Below are 17,596 nucleotides of genomic sequence, written 5' to 3'. Positions count from 1 at the left end.
CTGTGACCAGGGTCGCCCTCGGCCCGGAAAACGCATGGAGGGGCGCGGGAATACCGTGCCTCTCCATGCGTTTGCATGGACATCGTTTCGTTTCGTCGTCAGGAGGCAGCCATGCCAGCGGTGACCGTGGCCAATCCCGTTGTCCTTCCGCGCATCACGCGTCCCGGGCTGGACGCGACCGATCGTGCTCCGCGCACCGTCGTGACCGCACACAAGCAGATGGAGGGTGCGGGGTTCGAGGTGCGCAGGCCGTTCCCGAGCGCGGACCTGCGCGGTGCTGACCCGTTCATCCTGCTGGACCACCTCGGCGAGGTGGCGTACGAACCGCACGAGGCCAAGGGCGCGCCGTGGCACCCGCACCGGGGCTTCGAGACGGTCACGTACCTGCTCGACGGCGTGTTCGTGCACCACGACTCACACGGCGGTGGCGGCACCATCGCCGAGGGCGACACGCAGTGGATGACGGCAGGCAGCGGTGTGCTCCACGACGAGTTGCCCAGCGAGGAGCTGGTGATCAACGGCGGCTGGTTCCACGGCGTACAGCTGTGGGTGAACCTGCCGCGCAGCAAGAAATGGGTCGACCCGCGCTACCAAGACCTGCGTGGCAGCGAGCTGACCCTGCTGGCCTCAGACGACGGCGGCTCGCTCGTCCGACTGATCGCGGGTGAGCTTGACGGTCACTCCGGGCCGGGCTGGACGCATACTCCGATCACGTACGCGCACGCCTCGCTCAACCCTGGCGCACGGCTGAGCACGCCGTGGCCGCCGGACTTCACGGCGATGGTGTACGTGCTGTCCGGTTCCGGCCGCGTCGGTCACGAAGGCCGGCCGCTGCGCGAGGGCCAGCTCGCCGTACTCGGCAATGGCGAGGCGATCACGCTGATCGCGGATGACCGCCAGGACAACCGCACCGGCGTGTGGGAGGTCCTGCTGCTCGGTGGGCAGCCGATCAACGAGCGCACGGTGCAGTACGGCCCGTTCGTGATGAACGACGAGCACGAGATCATGCAGGCCATCCAGGACTTCCAGGCTGGCAGGATGGGCACGGTCCCCGCCGAGCACGCGAGCCCATCCCGGCCGGGTTCGTAGTCAGTCCTGGATCCGCCGGAACGGCCGCTCCTGCTCCAGCGCGTACGCGACGTCCAGCAGGCTGCGCTCATCACCGACGGCCGCGGAGAACTGCACCCCGATCGGCAGCCCCTCCCCCGCGGCGCCCATCGGCAGCGAGATCGCGGGTCCACCGGAGACATTGTTCAGCGGCGTGAACGCCACGTACTGCTGCAGCCGCTCCAGCAGCTCATCGAACGGCAACGTCGGGCTGAGGTGGCCGAGTTTCGGCGTCACGTGAGCCAGCACCGGCGACAGGATCAGGTCGTGCCGCGCGAACGCCGCGGCGTAGGCGCGTCGCACCCGGCTGAGCCGGTACAGCGTCGTCGGCGTGCGATGCAGCTCGCGTTGGTAGAGGTCGTGCAGCCCCCGGCTGAGGTTGTCCATCTTGCTCGCGTCGAAGTCACGGTCGATGACGAACCGGCCGAACCGCCCGACCAGGAACGACAGCATGCCCCAGTAACGGGTGAAGTCGCGGACGAACCCGGCATCGACCGGCAGCGGAATCGGCTCGACATGGTGACCGAGCTTCTCCAGCATCGCGGCGGTGTCCTCCACGGCGGCACGAGTCTCCGGGCACGTCGTCGCGCCGGACACCGACTCCAGCAGCAGCCCGACCCGAAGGGTGCGCCCCGACGGGCCTTCGACGTCGCCCACCGGCGGCAGATTCGGTGCTGGCCGATACTTTTCGGCCGCCGCGAAGAAGGCCGCCGTGTCCCGCACCGAGCGGGTGACAACGCCTTCGCCGATCAGGTTGATCGGCATCGTGCGGGCCTGGTCGCCGTCGATGAACCGCCCGCGCGACGGCTTGAGCCCCACCAGTCCACAACAGGCGGCCGGGATACGAATGGATCCGCCGCCGTCATTGGCGTGCGCGATCGGCACCGCGCCGGAGGCCACCAGCGCCGCCGCCCCGCCGGACGACGCACCCGAGGAGTATTCGGTGTGCCACGGGTTGCGAGTGGGATCGCCCTCCGCGAACTCGGTCGACGCGTTGAAGCCGAACTCCGGCAGCCTGCTCTTGCCGAGCACCGTCAGGCCGGTACCCAGGAACTGCGCGGTGAACGGACCGTTCTTCGTCGCGGGCCGCGCGCGGAACGCGGCGGTGCCGAACCCGGTGGGCATGCCCGCGACGTCGGTGTTGTCTTTGAGGAACGTCGGCACGCCGGACAGTGGTCCCGATGCGGGTGCGGCGTTGCGCGCCCACTCGTAGGCCGGGTAGGTGACGGCGTTGAGCACCTCGTCCACCCGCTGGGTTCTCGCGACCGCGGCCTCGACGACCTCGCGTGGACTGACCTCGCCCGATGCGATGCGCGCCGAGATCGCGACGGCGTCGTCCTCGCCGAGCGCGTCGTCGGTGAATGCGTGCACCCTGGTCTCGGTCATCGCCTGGCTCCTCCTGCTCGTCCGCTGTACTAGACAGCAGGTTACGCGCCAGTAGCCGCCACGCGAGTCCCACCATATCCCGCGCGAGTTACACCCTATTCGGCGCGAGTTGCACATTGTTGCTCGCGAGTCCCGAGATCCGGGCCGCGAGTCCCGCGTGCCGGTGCCCCGACACCACGGCTGCCCGGTGCGCCCACACAGACACACCGGGCAGCCGCGTGCTAGTCAGTGCCGATTAGAGGTCGAGCGACCAGTGGTCGATATGGCCGGTGTCGCCGCCGTAGACGTCACGCACCCGCAGCTTCCAGGTGCCATCGGCGTCATACGCCGACAGGTCCTTGGTGTACGTCTCGTGCACGTCGTCCTGCGAGTCGAACCAACTGGACGACTTCAGCCGGATGTCGCTGCCGTCCGGTGCGATCAGGTCGATCACCAGGTCACCCCGGTAGGTGTGCTCGATGTCCACCGAGATACTGGCCGAGGACGACGCCGCACGACCGCAGCCACTGATCTCGATCGCGCTCGTCACCGCGCTGCCCGCGTCCGGGATGCTGACGTTGGTGTCGTTGCTGCCCGAGCACTGCTCCGGGTCGGGATCCGGGTCAGTGCCCCCGCTCAGGTCCGGCTTGACGACGACGAGGCCCTGCTCGATGCCGCTGATGATCACGGTGCCACTGTCGAAGTACGGATACACGCTCCAGGCACCGTTGAACTCCGCGGCGTTGCCGCTTGGGTAGATGTCGAAGTAGGCCACCTCGGACAACGTGCCGCTGCCCACACCGGTCACGTCGAGGATGCGGAGTCCGGCCTGGTAGTTGGCTTGGTAGACGTGGTCGCCCTTGACGTACTGGTTGTGATCGATCGCGGTCACCGATGACTTGTGCGTCCCGATATGCTCTGGGTTGTCCAGATCGGACACATCGAAGATGTACGTCTTCGTCTTCTTGTCGAACAGGTTGTTGGACTCGTCCAGTTCGTCGTCGAGCACGAAGTACTGCTGATCCTCGGTGAACCAGCCCTGGTGGGTGTAGTTGGCACCGCTGTAGCCGGTGCGGGACACCTGGACCGGATTGGCCTTGTCGGTCACGTCCTCGATCGTGAGCGTGTCCTCGTTGGAGTTCATGCAGATCTCACGGCCCGCGTAGTCGGCGTCCGGGCCCGCGTAGTTCACGCACTGCGCGTCGTGGGTGTAACCGTCACCGCCCACACAGCCGGCCGCGACCGGAGACTTGGGCGTCGAGATGTCGACGATGTGCGGACCGGCATTACACGTGTCAGAACCGACCGCGTAGGCGTAGCCGCTGTCGGTGTTGATGACGATGTTGTGCGCGGGGCCGAAGTCGTTGTAGTGGGCGTCTTCGGTGAAGGTCTGTGGCGACGTGACGTTCCGCAGCCGGGTCAGATCGAAGACCTGCATTCCGTGGCCGCTGATGGCGTCGGCGACCACGAACGCATGGTTCTTGTAGACCTTCACGTCCCGCCACGAACTGCTCTCCCCGCCGTGCGACGGCAGGTTGCCAAGATAGACCGGCGAGGTCGGCGTGGTGACGTCGACGAACGCGGTGCCATTCGACCGCGTCATCAACGCGTATTCCTTGCCGGTGCTAGCGTCGGTCCAGCCCCAAATATCGCTGCCATTCCCACCGCCGATGTCCGACAGCGGCAACACGCTTTGCAGATCGACATTCTTACACGGATAGTCACCCGCCATGCCGTTCTCACACGGCACCTCAGCACCGGTAATCGCTGCCATCCGCTCCGCGGGTTCATGATCAGCCATGAACGCCGCGATCGCGGCAGCCCCCTCCTCGGTTTCCGGATCATGCGCTTGCGCGGCGGGCGCACCCACCGACAGCGCCACCGCACCGGCTAACGCCAGTCCGGCAATTCTCGCGACCACTCGCACGAACACGCTCCCTTCGGTTTCGCCACGCCGATTTCGGCACGACGAGAATGACTACGATGCTCAACTCGCCTATTCACACGACAGTGCGAAAAGCGCGAGCGAGCATAAGCGTGAAAAGAGCGCATATAGAACCGCCTTTATGGATTAAGAGAACAGAACACAACGAAGGGCGCAGCGATTCGTGCCACCATTAGAGATCGTGCTGGACACGCTCCATACTTTCGTCGTAGCCCAGTCGACATAGCACTCTCGACCTATTTCCGCTGGTTACGAATTAACCAAATAACGAAAAAATCTCGAATCTGTGAGCTGTCACACAACGGGCGTACGCTTCCCTGCGGTCTCGATCACCCAGAAGGTTGAGGGGCACTGCAGTGAGAAAATTGTTGGTGACAATCGCGGCATCCCTGCTCATCACCGCAGGGGCCGTCGGTTCGCCGGCGCAAGCGGAACCACCGAACGGTGACCTTGAGGTCTACACCGCGACGGTGGCCGCCAAGCGCGCCGACGAGCTGGCGCGACAGGGGCATGACATCGTGGAGACCCGCCAGCGCGGGTCCAAACTGGAACTCGACATCGTCCTCGACGACAGCCAGCGTGAGCAGTTGGCCGAGCGCGGCGTCGATCTCAAAGTCAAACGCAACAAGAACGGCAAGACGTCCAAGCAGCTCGCGACGGCACAGGCGGAGAATGGCTACGACGTCTGGCGCTCGTGGGACGAGCGGGGCGGCATCCGCGACGAGCTGTACGACATCGCGCGGCGCAACCCGCACCTGACCAAGCTCGAGGTGCTCGGCCACAGCCACCAGGGGCGGGAGATCATCGGGCTCAAGGTGACACAGGGCGCGCGCGGTATCCCGGATGGCGCGCGGCCCGCTGTGCTGTACTCGTCGACGCAGCACGCGCGCGAGTGGATCAGCACCGAGGTCAACCGGCGCACGCTGCACTGGTTCATCGACCAGTGGCGTGCCAACAATCGCGACGTCCGCAAGATGCTGAAGCGTACCGAGCTGTGGTTCGTGCTGGTCGCGAACCCGGACGGCTACCAGTACACCTTCGACCACGAGCGGTTGTGGCGGAAGAACCTGCGAGACAACGACGGCGACGGCCAGATCACCAACGCCGACGGCGTCGACCCGAACCGCAACTTCGACGAGCACTTCTCCTACGACGAAGAGGGCTCGTCCTCGCAGATCGCGAGCCAGACCTACCGTGGTCCCTCCCCGGCGTCCGAGCCGGAAACCCAGGCGATGCAGGGGCTGCTCGACCGGATCAAGCCGAAGCTCCAATCCAACTGGCACTCCTACGGCGAGTGGATCCTCTACCCGCAGGGCTGGCAGATCGGCACGCCTGACGCGGACAACCCGCTCTACGTGGCGCTGGCTGGCACCGACGAGAAGCCCGCGATCGAGGGCTTCGACCCTGGTATCAGCTCCGACGAGCTGTACGTCACCAACGGTGAGACGACCGACTACGCCGACTCCGCGAACGGCACCATCGCGTTCACGCCTGAGCTCGGCGAAGGCACGCCGGGCAGCGGCTTCGTCTTCCCTGACGACGAGGAGCTGATCCAGGCGGAGTTCGAGAAGACACTGCCGTTCTCGCTCGGGCTCGCACGCTCGGCGACCAACCCGGAGAATCCGGAGTCGCCGGTCGGCATCGAGGCGGAGCCGTTCTACCTCAGCCAGGCCGACATCGACCCGGAGAACAGCGCGACGTCGATGTTCGACTTCCGGTTCAGCGAGTCCTACGGCGATCCGCAGGAGGTCCGGGTGCTGGCCAAGCGCAGCCTCGGCCCAGTGACGCTGAAGTACCGCGTCAACGGCGGCGGCGTCCAGACGGCGCCGACGAGCGAGTGGACGTCCGGCGAAACCTATGGCGTCGGCAACGACGAGTACTACCACGTGGTCAGCGGCCAGGTCACCGGCACTGATCCCGGTGACACCGTCGAGGTGTGGTTCGAAGGCGGCGGCCAATCCAGCGAGTCGTTCAGCTACGACGCGGTGTCCGAGAACGAGGCCGACGTCCTGGTGATGGCGGCTGAGGACTACACCGGCACGTCACCGAACCTGCCGGACGGCGGTCCGCAGTACCTCGGGTACTACACCGACGCGCTGGAGGCCAACGGCCTGTCGTACGACGTCTACGACGTGGACGCGAAGGGCCGCACCGCGCCGGACTCACTCGGCGTGCTGGCCCACTACGACGCCGTTGTCTGGTACACCGGCGATGACATCGTCACCAGGGAGAAGGGCTGGGCACCAGGCAACGCGTCCAGCCTGGCTATGACGGAACTGTTCGAGGTGCGCGACTACATCAACGAAGGTGGCCGCGTGCTCTACACCGGTAAGTGGGCTGGTCAGCAATACACCACCAACGTCGGTTCGCAGCTCTACGATCCGTTCGAGAACGCCGAATGCCGCGCGGATCCGGCCGTGCAGTCGCGCTGCCGCTCGCTACCCGGCTCGGGCAACGGCATGAACGACGTCATCGAGTACTGGTTCGGGGCAGGCATCGCCAACCTCGGCGCCGGAATCAACCCGGAAACCGGCGAGCCCTACGGCGTCACGGGTAGCGACACCCCGCTCGACGGGATGGCACTCTCCCTCAACGGCGGGGACAGCGCGGACAACCAAGACACCGCGTCGTCGTTCATCACCACGAGCGGGTTGCTGCCGGAGGGTGAGTTCCCGCAGTTCGACAGTTGGGCGGCGGCGAAGTACGACCGTCCTGGCGGTCCGTTCGACCCGCATACCGGCGAGCACTACGTGTACTCGCAGATCGGCAATGTCGCGTACAAGCGGCTGACCCGCACGATCACGGTGCCCGCGGACGGCGCGGAAATGTCGTTCTGGACCTCATACAACACGGAGGCACACTGGGACCACATGTTCGTCGAAGCGCGTACGGCGGGCCAAGACGACTGGACGACGCTGCCCGACTTGAACGGGCACACCTCCACCGACACCGGTGACAGCTGCTCGGCGGGCTGGAACGACCTACACCCGCAGCTGGAGCACTACCAGACGCTCAACGCGGATGGCTCGTGCGAGGCGACCGGCACCACCGGCGAGTGGCACGCGACGTCCGGCGGCTCCGGCGGCTGGCAGCAGTGGAAGGTTGACCTGTCCGACTACGCGGGCGAGCAGGTCGAGGTCTCCATCGCCTATGCCAGCGACTGGGCAGTGCAAGGCCTCGGCGTGTTCCTCGACGACATCGAGGTCTCGACTGGCGAGGGCAGCACCAGCTTCGAGTCCGGTATGGACGGCTGGGAGGTGACCGGGCCGCCCGAGGGCAGCTCGCCGAACCCGAACAACTTCGAGCGCACCACCGCCGGTGGGTTCCCGGAGGGCGCGGTCGTCGCCACTGACGACACGCTCTACATGGGATTCGGGCTCGAAGGGATCTCGGACGCCGCGAGCCGTGAGGCCGTGATGGGCAGGGCGATGGAGTACCTGCTCCGGTAACCCTGGCACAGCGTTCGGCAACGGCGCCGGACGCCGGGTCCGACACCGCAGGCCGCGAGGTTGGGGTCACCCTGACCTCGCGGCCTCGCGTGTACGCATCACTCGACTCAGAACGGTGGTCGACAGCCGTCGATGCGCGACGGCTAACCTGACTGGGTGAACAGCAGTCCCGGAGGGCCGCACCGTGAGTGAGGTCGACGATCTGATCGCCGGTCGCTACCGGCTGCGGGCGATGCTCGGTCGTGGCGCGATGGGCGTTGTGTGGCAGGCCGTTGACCAGCGACTTCACCGCACAGTCGCACTCAAGCAGTTGTCGCAGCTGAACGTCGATCCGCAGCACGCCGAGCAGGCACGGCAGCGCGCCATGCGGGAGGGCAGGATCGCCGCGCGCCTGCACCACCCGAACGCGGTAGCCGTCCACGACGTCGAGATCGACAACGGTCTGCCGGTGCTGATCATGGAGTATCTGCCGTCGCGCAGTCTCGCCGACATCATCGCCGAGTACGGCCGTCTGTCGCCGGATGACGTCGCGCACGTGGGCGCACAGGTCGCGTCGGCGCTGTCCGCCGCGCACGCGGCCGGGATCGTGCACCGCGACGTCAAGCCAGCCAACATCCTCATCACCGACGACGGCACCGCGAAGCTCACCGACTTCGGCATCTCACACGCCGCGGGAGACGTCGCGCTGACGCAGACCGGGATGTTCGCGGGCACGCCCGCGTACCTCGCGCCCGAGATCGCGCTCGGCCACCGGCCAACGCCAGCGTCCGACATCTACTCCTTCGGCTCGACGCTCTACGCGGCACTCGAGGGCAGCCCGCCGTTCGGCGACGACGCAGCGAACCCGCTCGCGTTGCTGCACGTCATCGCGGCGGGCCAGGTGCGCCAGCCGCACCACGCTGCTGGGCTCACCCCGGTGCTGGCCGCGATGCTCAACGCCGATCCCGCACAGCGCCTCGACGCGGGACAGGTCACCGACGCGTTGCGGGCCTCGACGACGGGCGCGCCGCTGCCGCCGTTCGTCGAGGCCGCGGCTGCCCCGTGGGCCACACCCGAGTCCGCCACGATGCCGGCCCCCGGAGCCAACGGCCCGGCAGGCACTCTGCTCGACGCGCACCCGATGCAGCACCCCGGCCCGCCAGTCCAGCAGCAGGTCGGCACCAACTATCGGGCGCGCTACCTGGCGGCAGGCGTCGCCGTCGCCGCACTCGCGGTGATCGTGCTGCTGGTGTCGCTGCTCAGCGCGGAGTCGCCGCCGGTCGCGCAACCCGCGCCCGAGAGCGAGACGTCGACGCCAACGCAGACCCTGCAACCCGCCGACTTCAAGCGCGCCGCACTGGAGTACTACCGCCTGCTGCCCGGCCAGGCGGAACAGGCGTGGCAGCGGCTCGCGCCCGCGATGCGCTCAAGCGACAGGGGCGAATACCTCGCGCGGTGGCAGTCGATCCGCCAGGTCGTGGTGTTCTCGCAGCCACGGAACACCGGCAGCAACAACGTCCACATCGGAGTCGAGCTGCACCAATCCAACGGCTCGCGAGTCCGCGAATTCCGCCAGCTCGAGTTCACGACTGACACGCCGAGGCCGCTGATCACGTCCGTCGCGCTGCTGCACCGCGAACGCATCCCCGCCCCGGAACCGCCTGAGGACGACAAGGACGACAAGAGCAAAGAGAAGGAGAAGCCAGAAGGCTGGGAAGCGCACAAGGGCAAGGGCGACGGCAAGGAGAAGGGCGAGGACGACTAGGGTCGCGGCGACGCGGGCTATGTCGTCACGCCGCGCTCACTGTTGATCAGCTTCCCCTGCGCTAGTACCAACAGAATCGGGCAAAGCGATCGTAACGTTGTCACAGCCCAGGGCAAGTTGATCGACTTCGGTCGCTCCGCGCCTCCTACTCCGACGCCCCTACTCCGAATCCCCTTGCTCCGGCTCCTGTTCCGGCACCGCGACCTCGATGCGCGCGAGCTTGTTCAGCTCCGACGTGGGCATCTGCTGCGCCGCGGCGTACACCTTCTCCTGATGCTCGGTGATCCGCTTATCGACAAGCTGACTGAGCGCGTAGGCGATCGCGCCGGTCTGGCGCACCGTGCGATCGTCCAGCGCGGGCTGCGGCGTTGACGTGATCGCGATGCCCATCGGCCTGCCGTCGTCGTCCTGGGCAACGCCGATGTCGAACCGCTCACGCGGGTTGTGCACCGGATCGGCGCAATGCTTGCGTATCTTCCGCAGCGACTTGTGCCACTCCAGCACCTCACCCTGCAACTCCGTCTCCGCGACATCGGACTCGGTGAGGCACTGTCCTCGGTCACCACTGGTGAAACACCGCGAGTACGACAGCAGCGCCGTTGTCCACAGCCCCTCGACGACGAGATCATCGACCGTGCCACGCGGCGCGGCCAGCTCCGTGACAAGGCGTTCGCAGCAGCGCAGCACCGTCTGTAATTCGTTGAAGATCGAAGCGAGGTCGGTAAGTGTTTGGGCGGTCTGAGTGTTCAGTCGCCGGACGGCGATGGGGGTGTCCGTCGCGCTCGTCATGTCGCGGTCAGCCCTTCTGCTCAGTTCGGCGGTGCCCGGGTCGGCGGCGGCCGCCCGGTAGCGCGTGGGCCCCGGTCTCCACCGGCGCACGCCTGCCGACCCCGATGACGCCGAACGAAACGCGGGCCAGCATCGATCGGCGCCACCGGAGCCAGACGACACACGCTAAGCCCACGGGCCAGCCGCGGATGTCTCAGATTGAGACGTCCACGCCGCCGCGACCGAGGTGTTATGGATGCTCCAGCACACTGCGCGGCCGCCGTTGGGCGTGCGCATGGGCATTCCGGCCAGCGGGGCCGCTTCGGCGGAAGGTATCCGATGCGCGACGACACACCCCGTGACTCAACGGCGACCCGAGATCAAGCAGCACGCACTGCCCCGGCGCACAGCGACGAGACCTACAGCCAGTGGACGATCGTCAACGTCGTCTTCGGCCACCTCGTCGAGCAAGGACTGCATCCCACGTTCGGCGATAACGGCGACCCCGGCGAGCACGCCGCCAAGTTGTTGCACGCCCTCGGTGTCACGCCGACGGCGGAAGGCGACGCCCGGATTCAGCACGACGTCCATGAAGAACTTGCCCAGCTCAGAGCGGTGCTGATGGACGAACGGTGACGGAACCGTCGCAGGTCGTCTCATATTGAGACCCACATCACAGGCACCCGGCCCTCTAATCGACAACTACAGGACGCATGCCACCTAACCGGCGCTCGTCCCCACCGCACCCGAGGCTCCGAAGGCACGCGAAAGCCGGCCGGAGGGCAGCCAAGAACGCGGTGGAGGCGATGCAGTCGCCGTCGGCAAGAGCGACGGGTAAGGAGTGATCATGAGCCGCCAGAGCGTGGCGAAGGCCCACCAGAAGATCCAGGAACTCTCCTGGGAACCGGCGTATCACGAGCCGGTATCGCACTACGGAACCGACTACACGTTCCGCAAGGCTAAGAAGAAGGACCCACTCAAGCAGGTCCTGCGGTCCTACTTCCCGATGCAGGAGGAGAAGGACCACCGCGTCTACGGCGCGGAGGACGGCGCGATTCGCGGCAACATGTTCCGGCAGGTGCAGGAGCGGTGGCTGGAATGGCAGAAGCTGTTCCTGTCGATCATCCCGCTGCCGGAGATCTCGGCCGCCCGCGCGATGCCGTTGCTGTTCCGCACGGTGCCCAACCCCGAGTTGCACAACGGCCAGGCGATCCAGATGATCGACGAGGTCAGGCACTCGACGATCCAGCAGAACCTCAAGCGCCTGTACATGCAGAACTACATCGACCCCGCCGGGTTCAACTCGAGCCTGCGCAACTTCCAGAACGACTACTGCGGCACCATCGGCAGGCAGTTCGCGGAAGGCTTCATCACCGGTGACGCCATCACCGCCGCGAGCATCTACCTGACGATCGTCGCCGAGACAGCGTTCACCAACACGCTGTTCGTGGCGATGCCCGCCGAGGCGGCGGCCAACGGTGACTACCTGCTGCCCACGGTGTTCCACTCGGTGCAGTCGGACGAGTCGCGTCACATCAGCAACGGCTACGCCACCCTGCTGATGGCGCTCTCGGACGAGAGCAACCACCAGCTACTCGCCAGGGACCTGCGGTACGCGTGGTGGAACAACCACCGGGTTGTCGACGCCGCGATCGGCACGTTCATCGAGTACGGCACCAAGGACCGGCGCAAGGACCGCGAGAGCTACGCGGAGATGTGGCGGCGGTGGATCTACGACGACTACTACCGCAGCTACCTCGTCCCACTCGAGAAGTACGGCCTCGAAATCCCGCACGACCTCATCGAGGAGTCCTGGAACCAGATCTGGCACAAGGGCTACGTGCACGAGGTGGCGCAGTTCTTCGCGACAGGGTGGCTGGCCAACTACTGGCGCATCGACCCGATGACCGACGAGGACTTCGAGTGGTTCGAGCACAAGTACCCAGGCTGGTACAACAAGTACGGCAAGTGGTGGGAGAACTACAACCGCTTGTCCGTCCCGAATGGACACAACCCGATCGCCCTCGAGGACGTCGACTACGTCTACCCGCACCGGTGCTGGACCTGCATGGTGCCGTGCCTCGTGCGTGAGGACATGGTGGTCGACAAGGTCGACGGTCAATGGCGGACCTACTGCCACGAGGCCTGCCGCTGGACCGACGCCGAGGCGTTCCGGCCCACCTACCAGGGCCGCTCGACGCCGAACATGGGTCAGCTCATCGGGTCCCGCGAGTGGGAGACGCTGTACCACGGCTGGAACTGGGCCGACATCGTCTCCGACATGGGCTTCGTCCGCGACGACGGCAAGACGCTGGTCGCCCAGCCGCATCTGGACCTCGATCCGAAGAAGATGTGGACGCTGGACCACCTGCGCAGGTGCCCGCCGTTGCAGAGCCCGAACGTCGTGCTCAACGAGATGACCGACGAGGAAAGGGCCGCGTTCCAGGCCGACTACAACCGGCAGGGTCCGGCTGGCCGGCCGGCAGGCTCAGTGTCCTGAGCTGCCCTGAGCAGTCGAGTCGAGTAATCACCACGACCCCGGGGAGGGCCCCGATCCATTGCCCTTCAGGGCCCTCCCCCTCCCTCGTGGTGCCAATTCCTGTTGAGCGATTCGTGATGAGGCAGCCATGGCAGACAAGCACCGGGTGCGGTTCGAGCCGGTAGGCGTCGAGATCGAGGTCGACGAGGACCAGAACATCCTGCGCGCCGCGGCCGAGCAGGGCGTGATGCTCATGCACGGCTGCAAGGAAGGGCAGTGCGGTTCCTGCAAGTCGTTCATCCTCGACGGCGACGACGTCGAGCACGACCGGTACTCCACCTTCGCGCTGCCCGACTTCGAGAAGGAGGACGGCTTCACCCTGCTGTGCCGGGCGCACGCGTACGAGGACCTGACGATCGAGCTGCTCAACTACGACGAGGAGATGATCCGCTCGGGGCTGCCGATTCAAGAAGCGGTGGTCGAAGTTGTCGCCAACGACAACGTCACGCACGACATGCGGCATCTCGTCGTGCGGCTGGTCGAACCGGGTGAGCTGAAGTTCTTCCCAGGCCAGTACGTCGACTTCACCATTCCCGGCACCGAGGAGTCCCGTTCGTTCTCGATGGCCAACACGTCGAGCAGGGAAGGCGGCCTGCTGGAGTTCGTCATCAAGGTCTACCCGGACGGACGGTTCTCGGAGTTCCTCGACACCCAGGTGGCGGTCGGCGACCGGCTCGACATCACCGGCCCGTTCGGGGTGTTCACGCTGCGGGACGCGCCGGACACGGAGCTGATCTTCGTCGGTGGTGGCGCGGGGATGGCGCCGATCCTGTCGCTGCTGCGCTGCATGGCTGAGCGTGGGATTGACCGGAAGGCGACGTACTACTACGGCGCTCGCACTCGTCGTGACCTGTGTTTCGACGAGGAGCTGCGGGAGCTGGAGCAGACCTTGCCGAACTTCAGGTACGTGCCAGCGCTCTCCGAGCCGGATGACGACGACTGGGACGGCGAGGTCGGGCTGATCACCGACGTCGTGCGGCAACGCGAGCAGAACCTCTCCGGCGTGCACGGCTACGTCTGCGGACCGCCGCCGATGGTTGAGGCCGCGCTGGAACTGCTGCCCGAGCTCGGGATCGCAGAGGACGCGATCTTCTACGACAAGTTCACCACGACCGGAGACCCAGAGGACTGACGCCACGCCACCACATGAGACGCCGATCCATACCTGACAACCGGCCTCGACGAGGCAAGCACCAACGGTAAAGGAACGAGCACATGACAACCACGCAAGAACGCAGCGTGCCGAAACCGGTGTTCACCGACGCCGAGGCAGGCGCACGAGAGTTCCCCGATTCGAACGCACGCAAGTTCAACTACTTCGTCTCCGCCAAGCGCAAGCAGAGCCACTACGAGGACGTCACCGTCGAGGTGCAGCCCGATCCGCGGCACTACCTCGCCCAGGGCTGGCTGTATGGCTTCTCGGACGGCAAGGGTGGCTACCCGCTGGAGTGGACCGTGCTCAAGGCATGGGGTACCGACCGTCCCGAGCCGGTACGCGGACCTGGCTCCGGCGGCCAAGGCTACGAGTGGCCCGCGCACGGCTGGCACGAGTTCCGCGATCCCAACGAGGAGTGGGAACTCACGCTGTACCGCTACAACGCGAACGTGGTGCGTCAGCTCAACCAGAACATCGAGGCCGCGAAGCGCGCCAAGGCGTTCGAGCAGTGGAGCAGTAACTGGGTCCAGTTCGTCGCCCAGCACATCGGCGCGTGGATGCACGTCAACCACGGTCTCGGGCTGTACCTGTTCGCCAACGCCAACCGGCGGGCGCCTACCAACATGCACAACAACGCCATCTCGGTGAACAGCATGCACAAGATCCGCTCCGCGCAGGATCTGGCGCTGTACAACCTGACGTTGTCCGAGGAGATCGATGGCTTCGATGGCACCGCGCACGTCGAAGCATGGAACTCCGACCCGGTGTGGCAGGGCGTGCGGGAGGTCGCCGAGCAACTGACTGGCATCGACGACTGGTGCGAGGCGATCTTCGCGGCGAACATCGTGTTCGAGCCGCTCATCGGTGAGCTGTTCCGGTCCAACCTGGTGCAGCAGGCAGCGCCGGGCAACGGCGACTTCGTCACCCCGACGCTGATCGGTGCGGAGGAGTACGACTACGCCGAGCGGGACCTGCGCTACACCAAGCCGATGTTCCAGCTGCTGATCGACGATCGCGAGTTCGCGGAGCACAACCGGCGGCACCTCGAGCAGTGGCTGGCCGCCTGGGTGCCGCGTTGCCTCAACGCGGCCAGGACGTTGCAGCCGTTGTGGTCACTGCCGGACGCGAAGCCGCCACGTTTCGAGGACGCGCTCGACCGTTCGAAGAACCGCTTCAGCGGAATTCTGTCCGACATGGATCTGCGAGTACCGAAGGAGCTGGACCAGTGACCACGTTCAAAACAGCGGAAAGCCCGTTCGAATCCAACAACACCGCATCCAACATGTGTGGGTTCACCCTGATGAACAATCAGGTCGGGGCGGTCGTCGCCGAAGTCATGGCGACCAAACCCAACGCGACCGTCACCTACCTGCCTTCGATGATCCGGGTGGACGCCACCGGGCGGCTCGACGTCGTCTACGACGAGATCGACGAGGCTGCTGGCGAGGAAGAAGGCTGGTTCGACTCGGCCGAGTTCGAGGAAAGCATGTCCACCCACTACGGCCGGATGATCCACGAGGACGACCGGACCATCATGTTCGCCAATCCCGAGGACGCCGCCGAATTCCTCGATTTCGACCTGCAGCCGGTCACATGACACGACAGCCGGAAGCGCGCCGGGGCATACCTCACTGGCCTGCCCGTTCGGCCGCTTCCGGCTGGAGTGGAACCTACCAACACCGCAATCGCGTGCCGGTAGCACTCGGTCCAGCCGAAGAAGGCTAGTCACGCCCGGCTTATGAACACCGGAGGGAACACCGTGTACGAAAAGAATGGCGAGAAATACTTTGTAGTCGACGGGCACACCCATTTCTGGGATGCCAGCCCGGAGAACTGGAAACCGGGCCAGGAGCAGTATGCCAAGGGCTGGATCGAGTGCTTCCACGCCTACCAGGGCCTCGGTCCGCCCGAGACCCACTGGTCGCTCGAGGAATTTCAGAAGTACTCCGAAGAACGGATGATGAAGGACGTCTTCACCGACGGCTACGTCGACGTCGCGATCTTCCAGCCGACCAACCTGAAACAGTGGTACACCGAGGGCTTCAACACCGTCGAGCGCGACGCGCTTCTGAAGGAGAAGTATCCCGACAAGTTCATTCTCAACACCACGTTCGACGCCCGCGATGGCGACGAGGGCCTGCGCAAACTGGAAGCCGACGTCGACCGGTGGGGCTGCAAAGGTGTGAAGCTCTACACCGCGGAATGGCGCGGCGAGTCACGCGGCTGGGACCTCAAGAGCCCGGAGGCAGCTCGCTACTTGGAGAAGTGCCGCGAGCTGGGCATCAAGAACATCCACGTCCACAAAGGACCGACGATCTGGCCGCTTGACAAGGACGCGTTCGACGTCCGCGACATCGACCACGCGGCGACCAACTTCCCCGAGTTGAACTTCATCGTCGAGCACGTCGGGCTGCCCCGGATCGAGGACTTCTGCTTCATGGCGGTGCAGGAACCCAACGTCTACGCCGGGCTCGCGGTCGTGGTCGGCGGGCTGATGCACGCGAGGCCGAGGTTCTTCAACAAGGTCATGGGCGAGCTGCTGTTCTGGCTCGGTGAGGACAAGCTGATCTTCGGCGCCGACTACGCCATCTGGGAGCCGAAGTGGCAGGTCGAGGGGTTCGTCGACTGGAAGATGCCGGACACCGAGGAGTACTCCGACTACGGCCCGGTCAGCGTCGAGGCGAAGAAGAAGATCCTCGGCCTCAACGCGGCCAAGCTGTACGACCTCGACGTACCCGCGGAGCTGCGTCTCGAAGGGCAACCGGCCGCGGAGCCGGTTGCATCGTGACGATGACGGCCGCACGCTCAGCGGGCGCCATCTCCGACCAGGCCGCCGATGTCGCGGCGGCGGTCTGGTCGGCGTTGGGCACTGTCCGCGACCCAGAACTGGACGACCCACTCACCGAACTCGGGTTCGTCTCCCACCACGACGTGACACCGGAGGGTGAGGCCGTGGTGCGGCTACGGCTGCCCACCTACTTCTGCGCGCCGAACTTCGCCTACCTCATGGTCGCCGACGCCTACGACGCGGTGTCTGCGGTCCCCGGCGTGACGAAGGCCGACGTGCGACTGGAAGACCATTTCGCGGCGGACGCCATCAACACCGGCGTCGCCGCGCGTTCCGGTTTCGTCGAGTCGTTCCGCGGCGAGGCCGCCGACGAGCTGGACGAGCTGCGGGCTGACTTCCTGCGCAAGGCGGTGCTGGCAGGCACCGACCGGGTGTGCCGGTCGGTACTGGCCGAGGGCGTCGACCCGGCCCGGCTCGCCGATCTCACCCTCGCTGATGCGCCGGAGGGCCCGGACCTGTGGCGACTCATCGACCGCAGGCACGAGCTCGGCCTGCCCTGCGCCGATCACGACGCGCTGATCGTCGACCCCGCGACCGGCGAGGCTGTCCAGCCCGATGCGCTGCGGCTGCATCTTGGCCTCGCCAGGGCGACGCGCGTCAGCCAGGAAGCCAACTCGGGCGTGTGCCGGGGCATGTTGGCCGCCCGCTACCCCGGTAGCAAGCAATAAGGAGAAC

13 protein-coding genes are annotated in these 17,596 nt (G+C 66.0%); 10 read left to right on the top strand and 3 right to left on the bottom strand.

Annotated features, from left to right (window positions below; translation table 11 throughout):
• Positions 1 to 111 precede the first annotated feature (111 nt).
• Positions 112 to 1,089: a pirin family protein gene (locus AMYHA_RS08975; protein ID WP_034269929.1), complete on the top strand. Its 978-nt coding sequence runs from the start codon at positions 112 to 114 to the stop codon at positions 1,087 to 1,089.
• Here AMYHA_RS08975 and AMYHA_RS08970 read toward each other — a convergent pair whose 3' ends face one another.
• Both AMYHA_RS08970 and AMYHA_RS08965 read right to left on the bottom strand, forming a co-directional pair.
• A complete protein-coding gene (locus tag AMYHA_RS08970) occupies positions 1,090 to 2,493 on the bottom strand; it encodes an amidase (RefSeq protein WP_034269926.1) in 1,404 nt (467 codons plus the stop codon).
• Positions 2,494 to 2,728: 235 nt separating this feature from the next.
• Positions 2,729 to 4,399 (bottom strand): choice-of-anchor B family protein, encoded by a 1,671-nt coding sequence (locus tag AMYHA_RS08965; RefSeq protein ID WP_034276470.1) that lies wholly within the window; start codon positions 4,397 to 4,399, stop codon positions 2,729 to 2,731.
• Positions 4,400 to 4,788: 389 nt separating this feature from the next.
• Between AMYHA_RS08965 and AMYHA_RS08960 the strand changes: the two genes are divergently transcribed.
• A complete protein-coding gene (locus AMYHA_RS08960; protein WP_051399699.1) occupies positions 4,789 to 7,866 on the top strand; it encodes a M14 family metallopeptidase in 3,078 nt (1,025 codons plus the stop codon).
• 184 nt (positions 7,867 to 8,050) lie between these two features.
• Entirely contained in the window at positions 8,051 to 9,610 is a 1,560-nt protein-coding gene (locus AMYHA_RS08955) for a serine/threonine-protein kinase (protein WP_034269921.1), read from the top strand.
• Positions 9,611 to 9,769: 159 nt separating this feature from the next.
• Here the strand turns inward: AMYHA_RS08955 and AMYHA_RS08950 are convergent, their stop codons facing one another.
• On the bottom strand, positions 9,770 to 10,399 hold the full coding sequence (locus AMYHA_RS08950) for a hypothetical protein (RefSeq protein WP_034269919.1): 630 nt from the start codon (positions 10,397 to 10,399) through the stop codon (positions 9,770 to 9,772).
• 318 nt (positions 10,400 to 10,717) lie between these two features.
• On the opposite strand from AMYHA_RS08950, the gene AMYHA_RS08945 reads away from it, so the two are divergent.
• The 7 genes from AMYHA_RS08945 (at position 10,718) to AMYHA_RS08915 (ending at position 17,589) form a co-directional block, all read left to right on the top strand.
• Positions 10,718 to 11,014 (top strand): hypothetical protein, encoded by a 297-nt coding sequence (locus AMYHA_RS08945; protein WP_330759637.1) that lies wholly within the window; start codon positions 10,718 to 10,720, stop codon positions 11,012 to 11,014.
• Positions 11,015 to 11,225: 211 nt separating this feature from the next.
• Positions 11,226 to 12,878, top strand: coding sequence for a ferritin family protein (locus AMYHA_RS08940; RefSeq protein WP_157361970.1), 1,653 nt, complete (start codon positions 11,226 to 11,228; stop codon positions 12,876 to 12,878).
• 127 nt (positions 12,879 to 13,005) lie between these two features.
• Positions 13,006 to 14,049: an NADH:ubiquinone reductase (Na(+)-transporting) subunit F gene (locus tag AMYHA_RS08935; RefSeq protein WP_034269916.1), complete on the top strand. Its 1,044-nt coding sequence runs from the start codon at positions 13,006 to 13,008 to the stop codon at positions 14,047 to 14,049.
• A gap of 83 nt (positions 14,050 to 14,132) precedes the next feature.
• A complete protein-coding gene (locus AMYHA_RS08930) occupies positions 14,133 to 15,302 on the top strand; it encodes a ferritin family protein (protein WP_034269913.1) in 1,170 nt (389 codons plus the stop codon).
• The gene (gene mimD, locus AMYHA_RS08925) at positions 15,299 to 15,670 is read left to right on the top strand and encodes a propane 2-monooxygenase effector subunit MimD (RefSeq protein ID WP_034269911.1); all 372 of its coding nucleotides are present in this window, start codon (positions 15,299 to 15,301) and stop codon (positions 15,668 to 15,670) included. Before AMYHA_RS08930 ends, mimD begins: the two co-directional genes overlap by 4 nt.
• Before the next feature lie 162 nt (positions 15,671 to 15,832).
• Positions 15,833 to 16,861 (top strand): amidohydrolase family protein, encoded by a 1,029-nt coding sequence (locus AMYHA_RS08920; protein ID WP_034276464.1) that lies wholly within the window; start codon positions 15,833 to 15,835, stop codon positions 16,859 to 16,861.
• Between the two features lie 2 nt (positions 16,862 to 16,863).
• Positions 16,864 to 17,589, top strand: a complete 726-nt coding sequence (locus tag AMYHA_RS08915; RefSeq protein ID WP_051399698.1) for an iron-sulfur cluster assembly protein — start codon at positions 16,864 to 16,866, stop codon at positions 17,587 to 17,589.
• Positions 17,590 to 17,596: the final 7 nt, after the last annotated feature.

This window comes from Haloechinothrix halophila YIM 93223, assembly GCF_000504245.1.
Lineage (GTDB): Bacteria > Actinomycetota > Actinomycetes > Mycobacteriales > Pseudonocardiaceae > Haloechinothrix_A > Haloechinothrix_A halophila.
The sequence above is the reverse complement of the archived record's forward strand: the minus strand, read 5'-3'. Positions and strand labels throughout refer to the sequence as shown.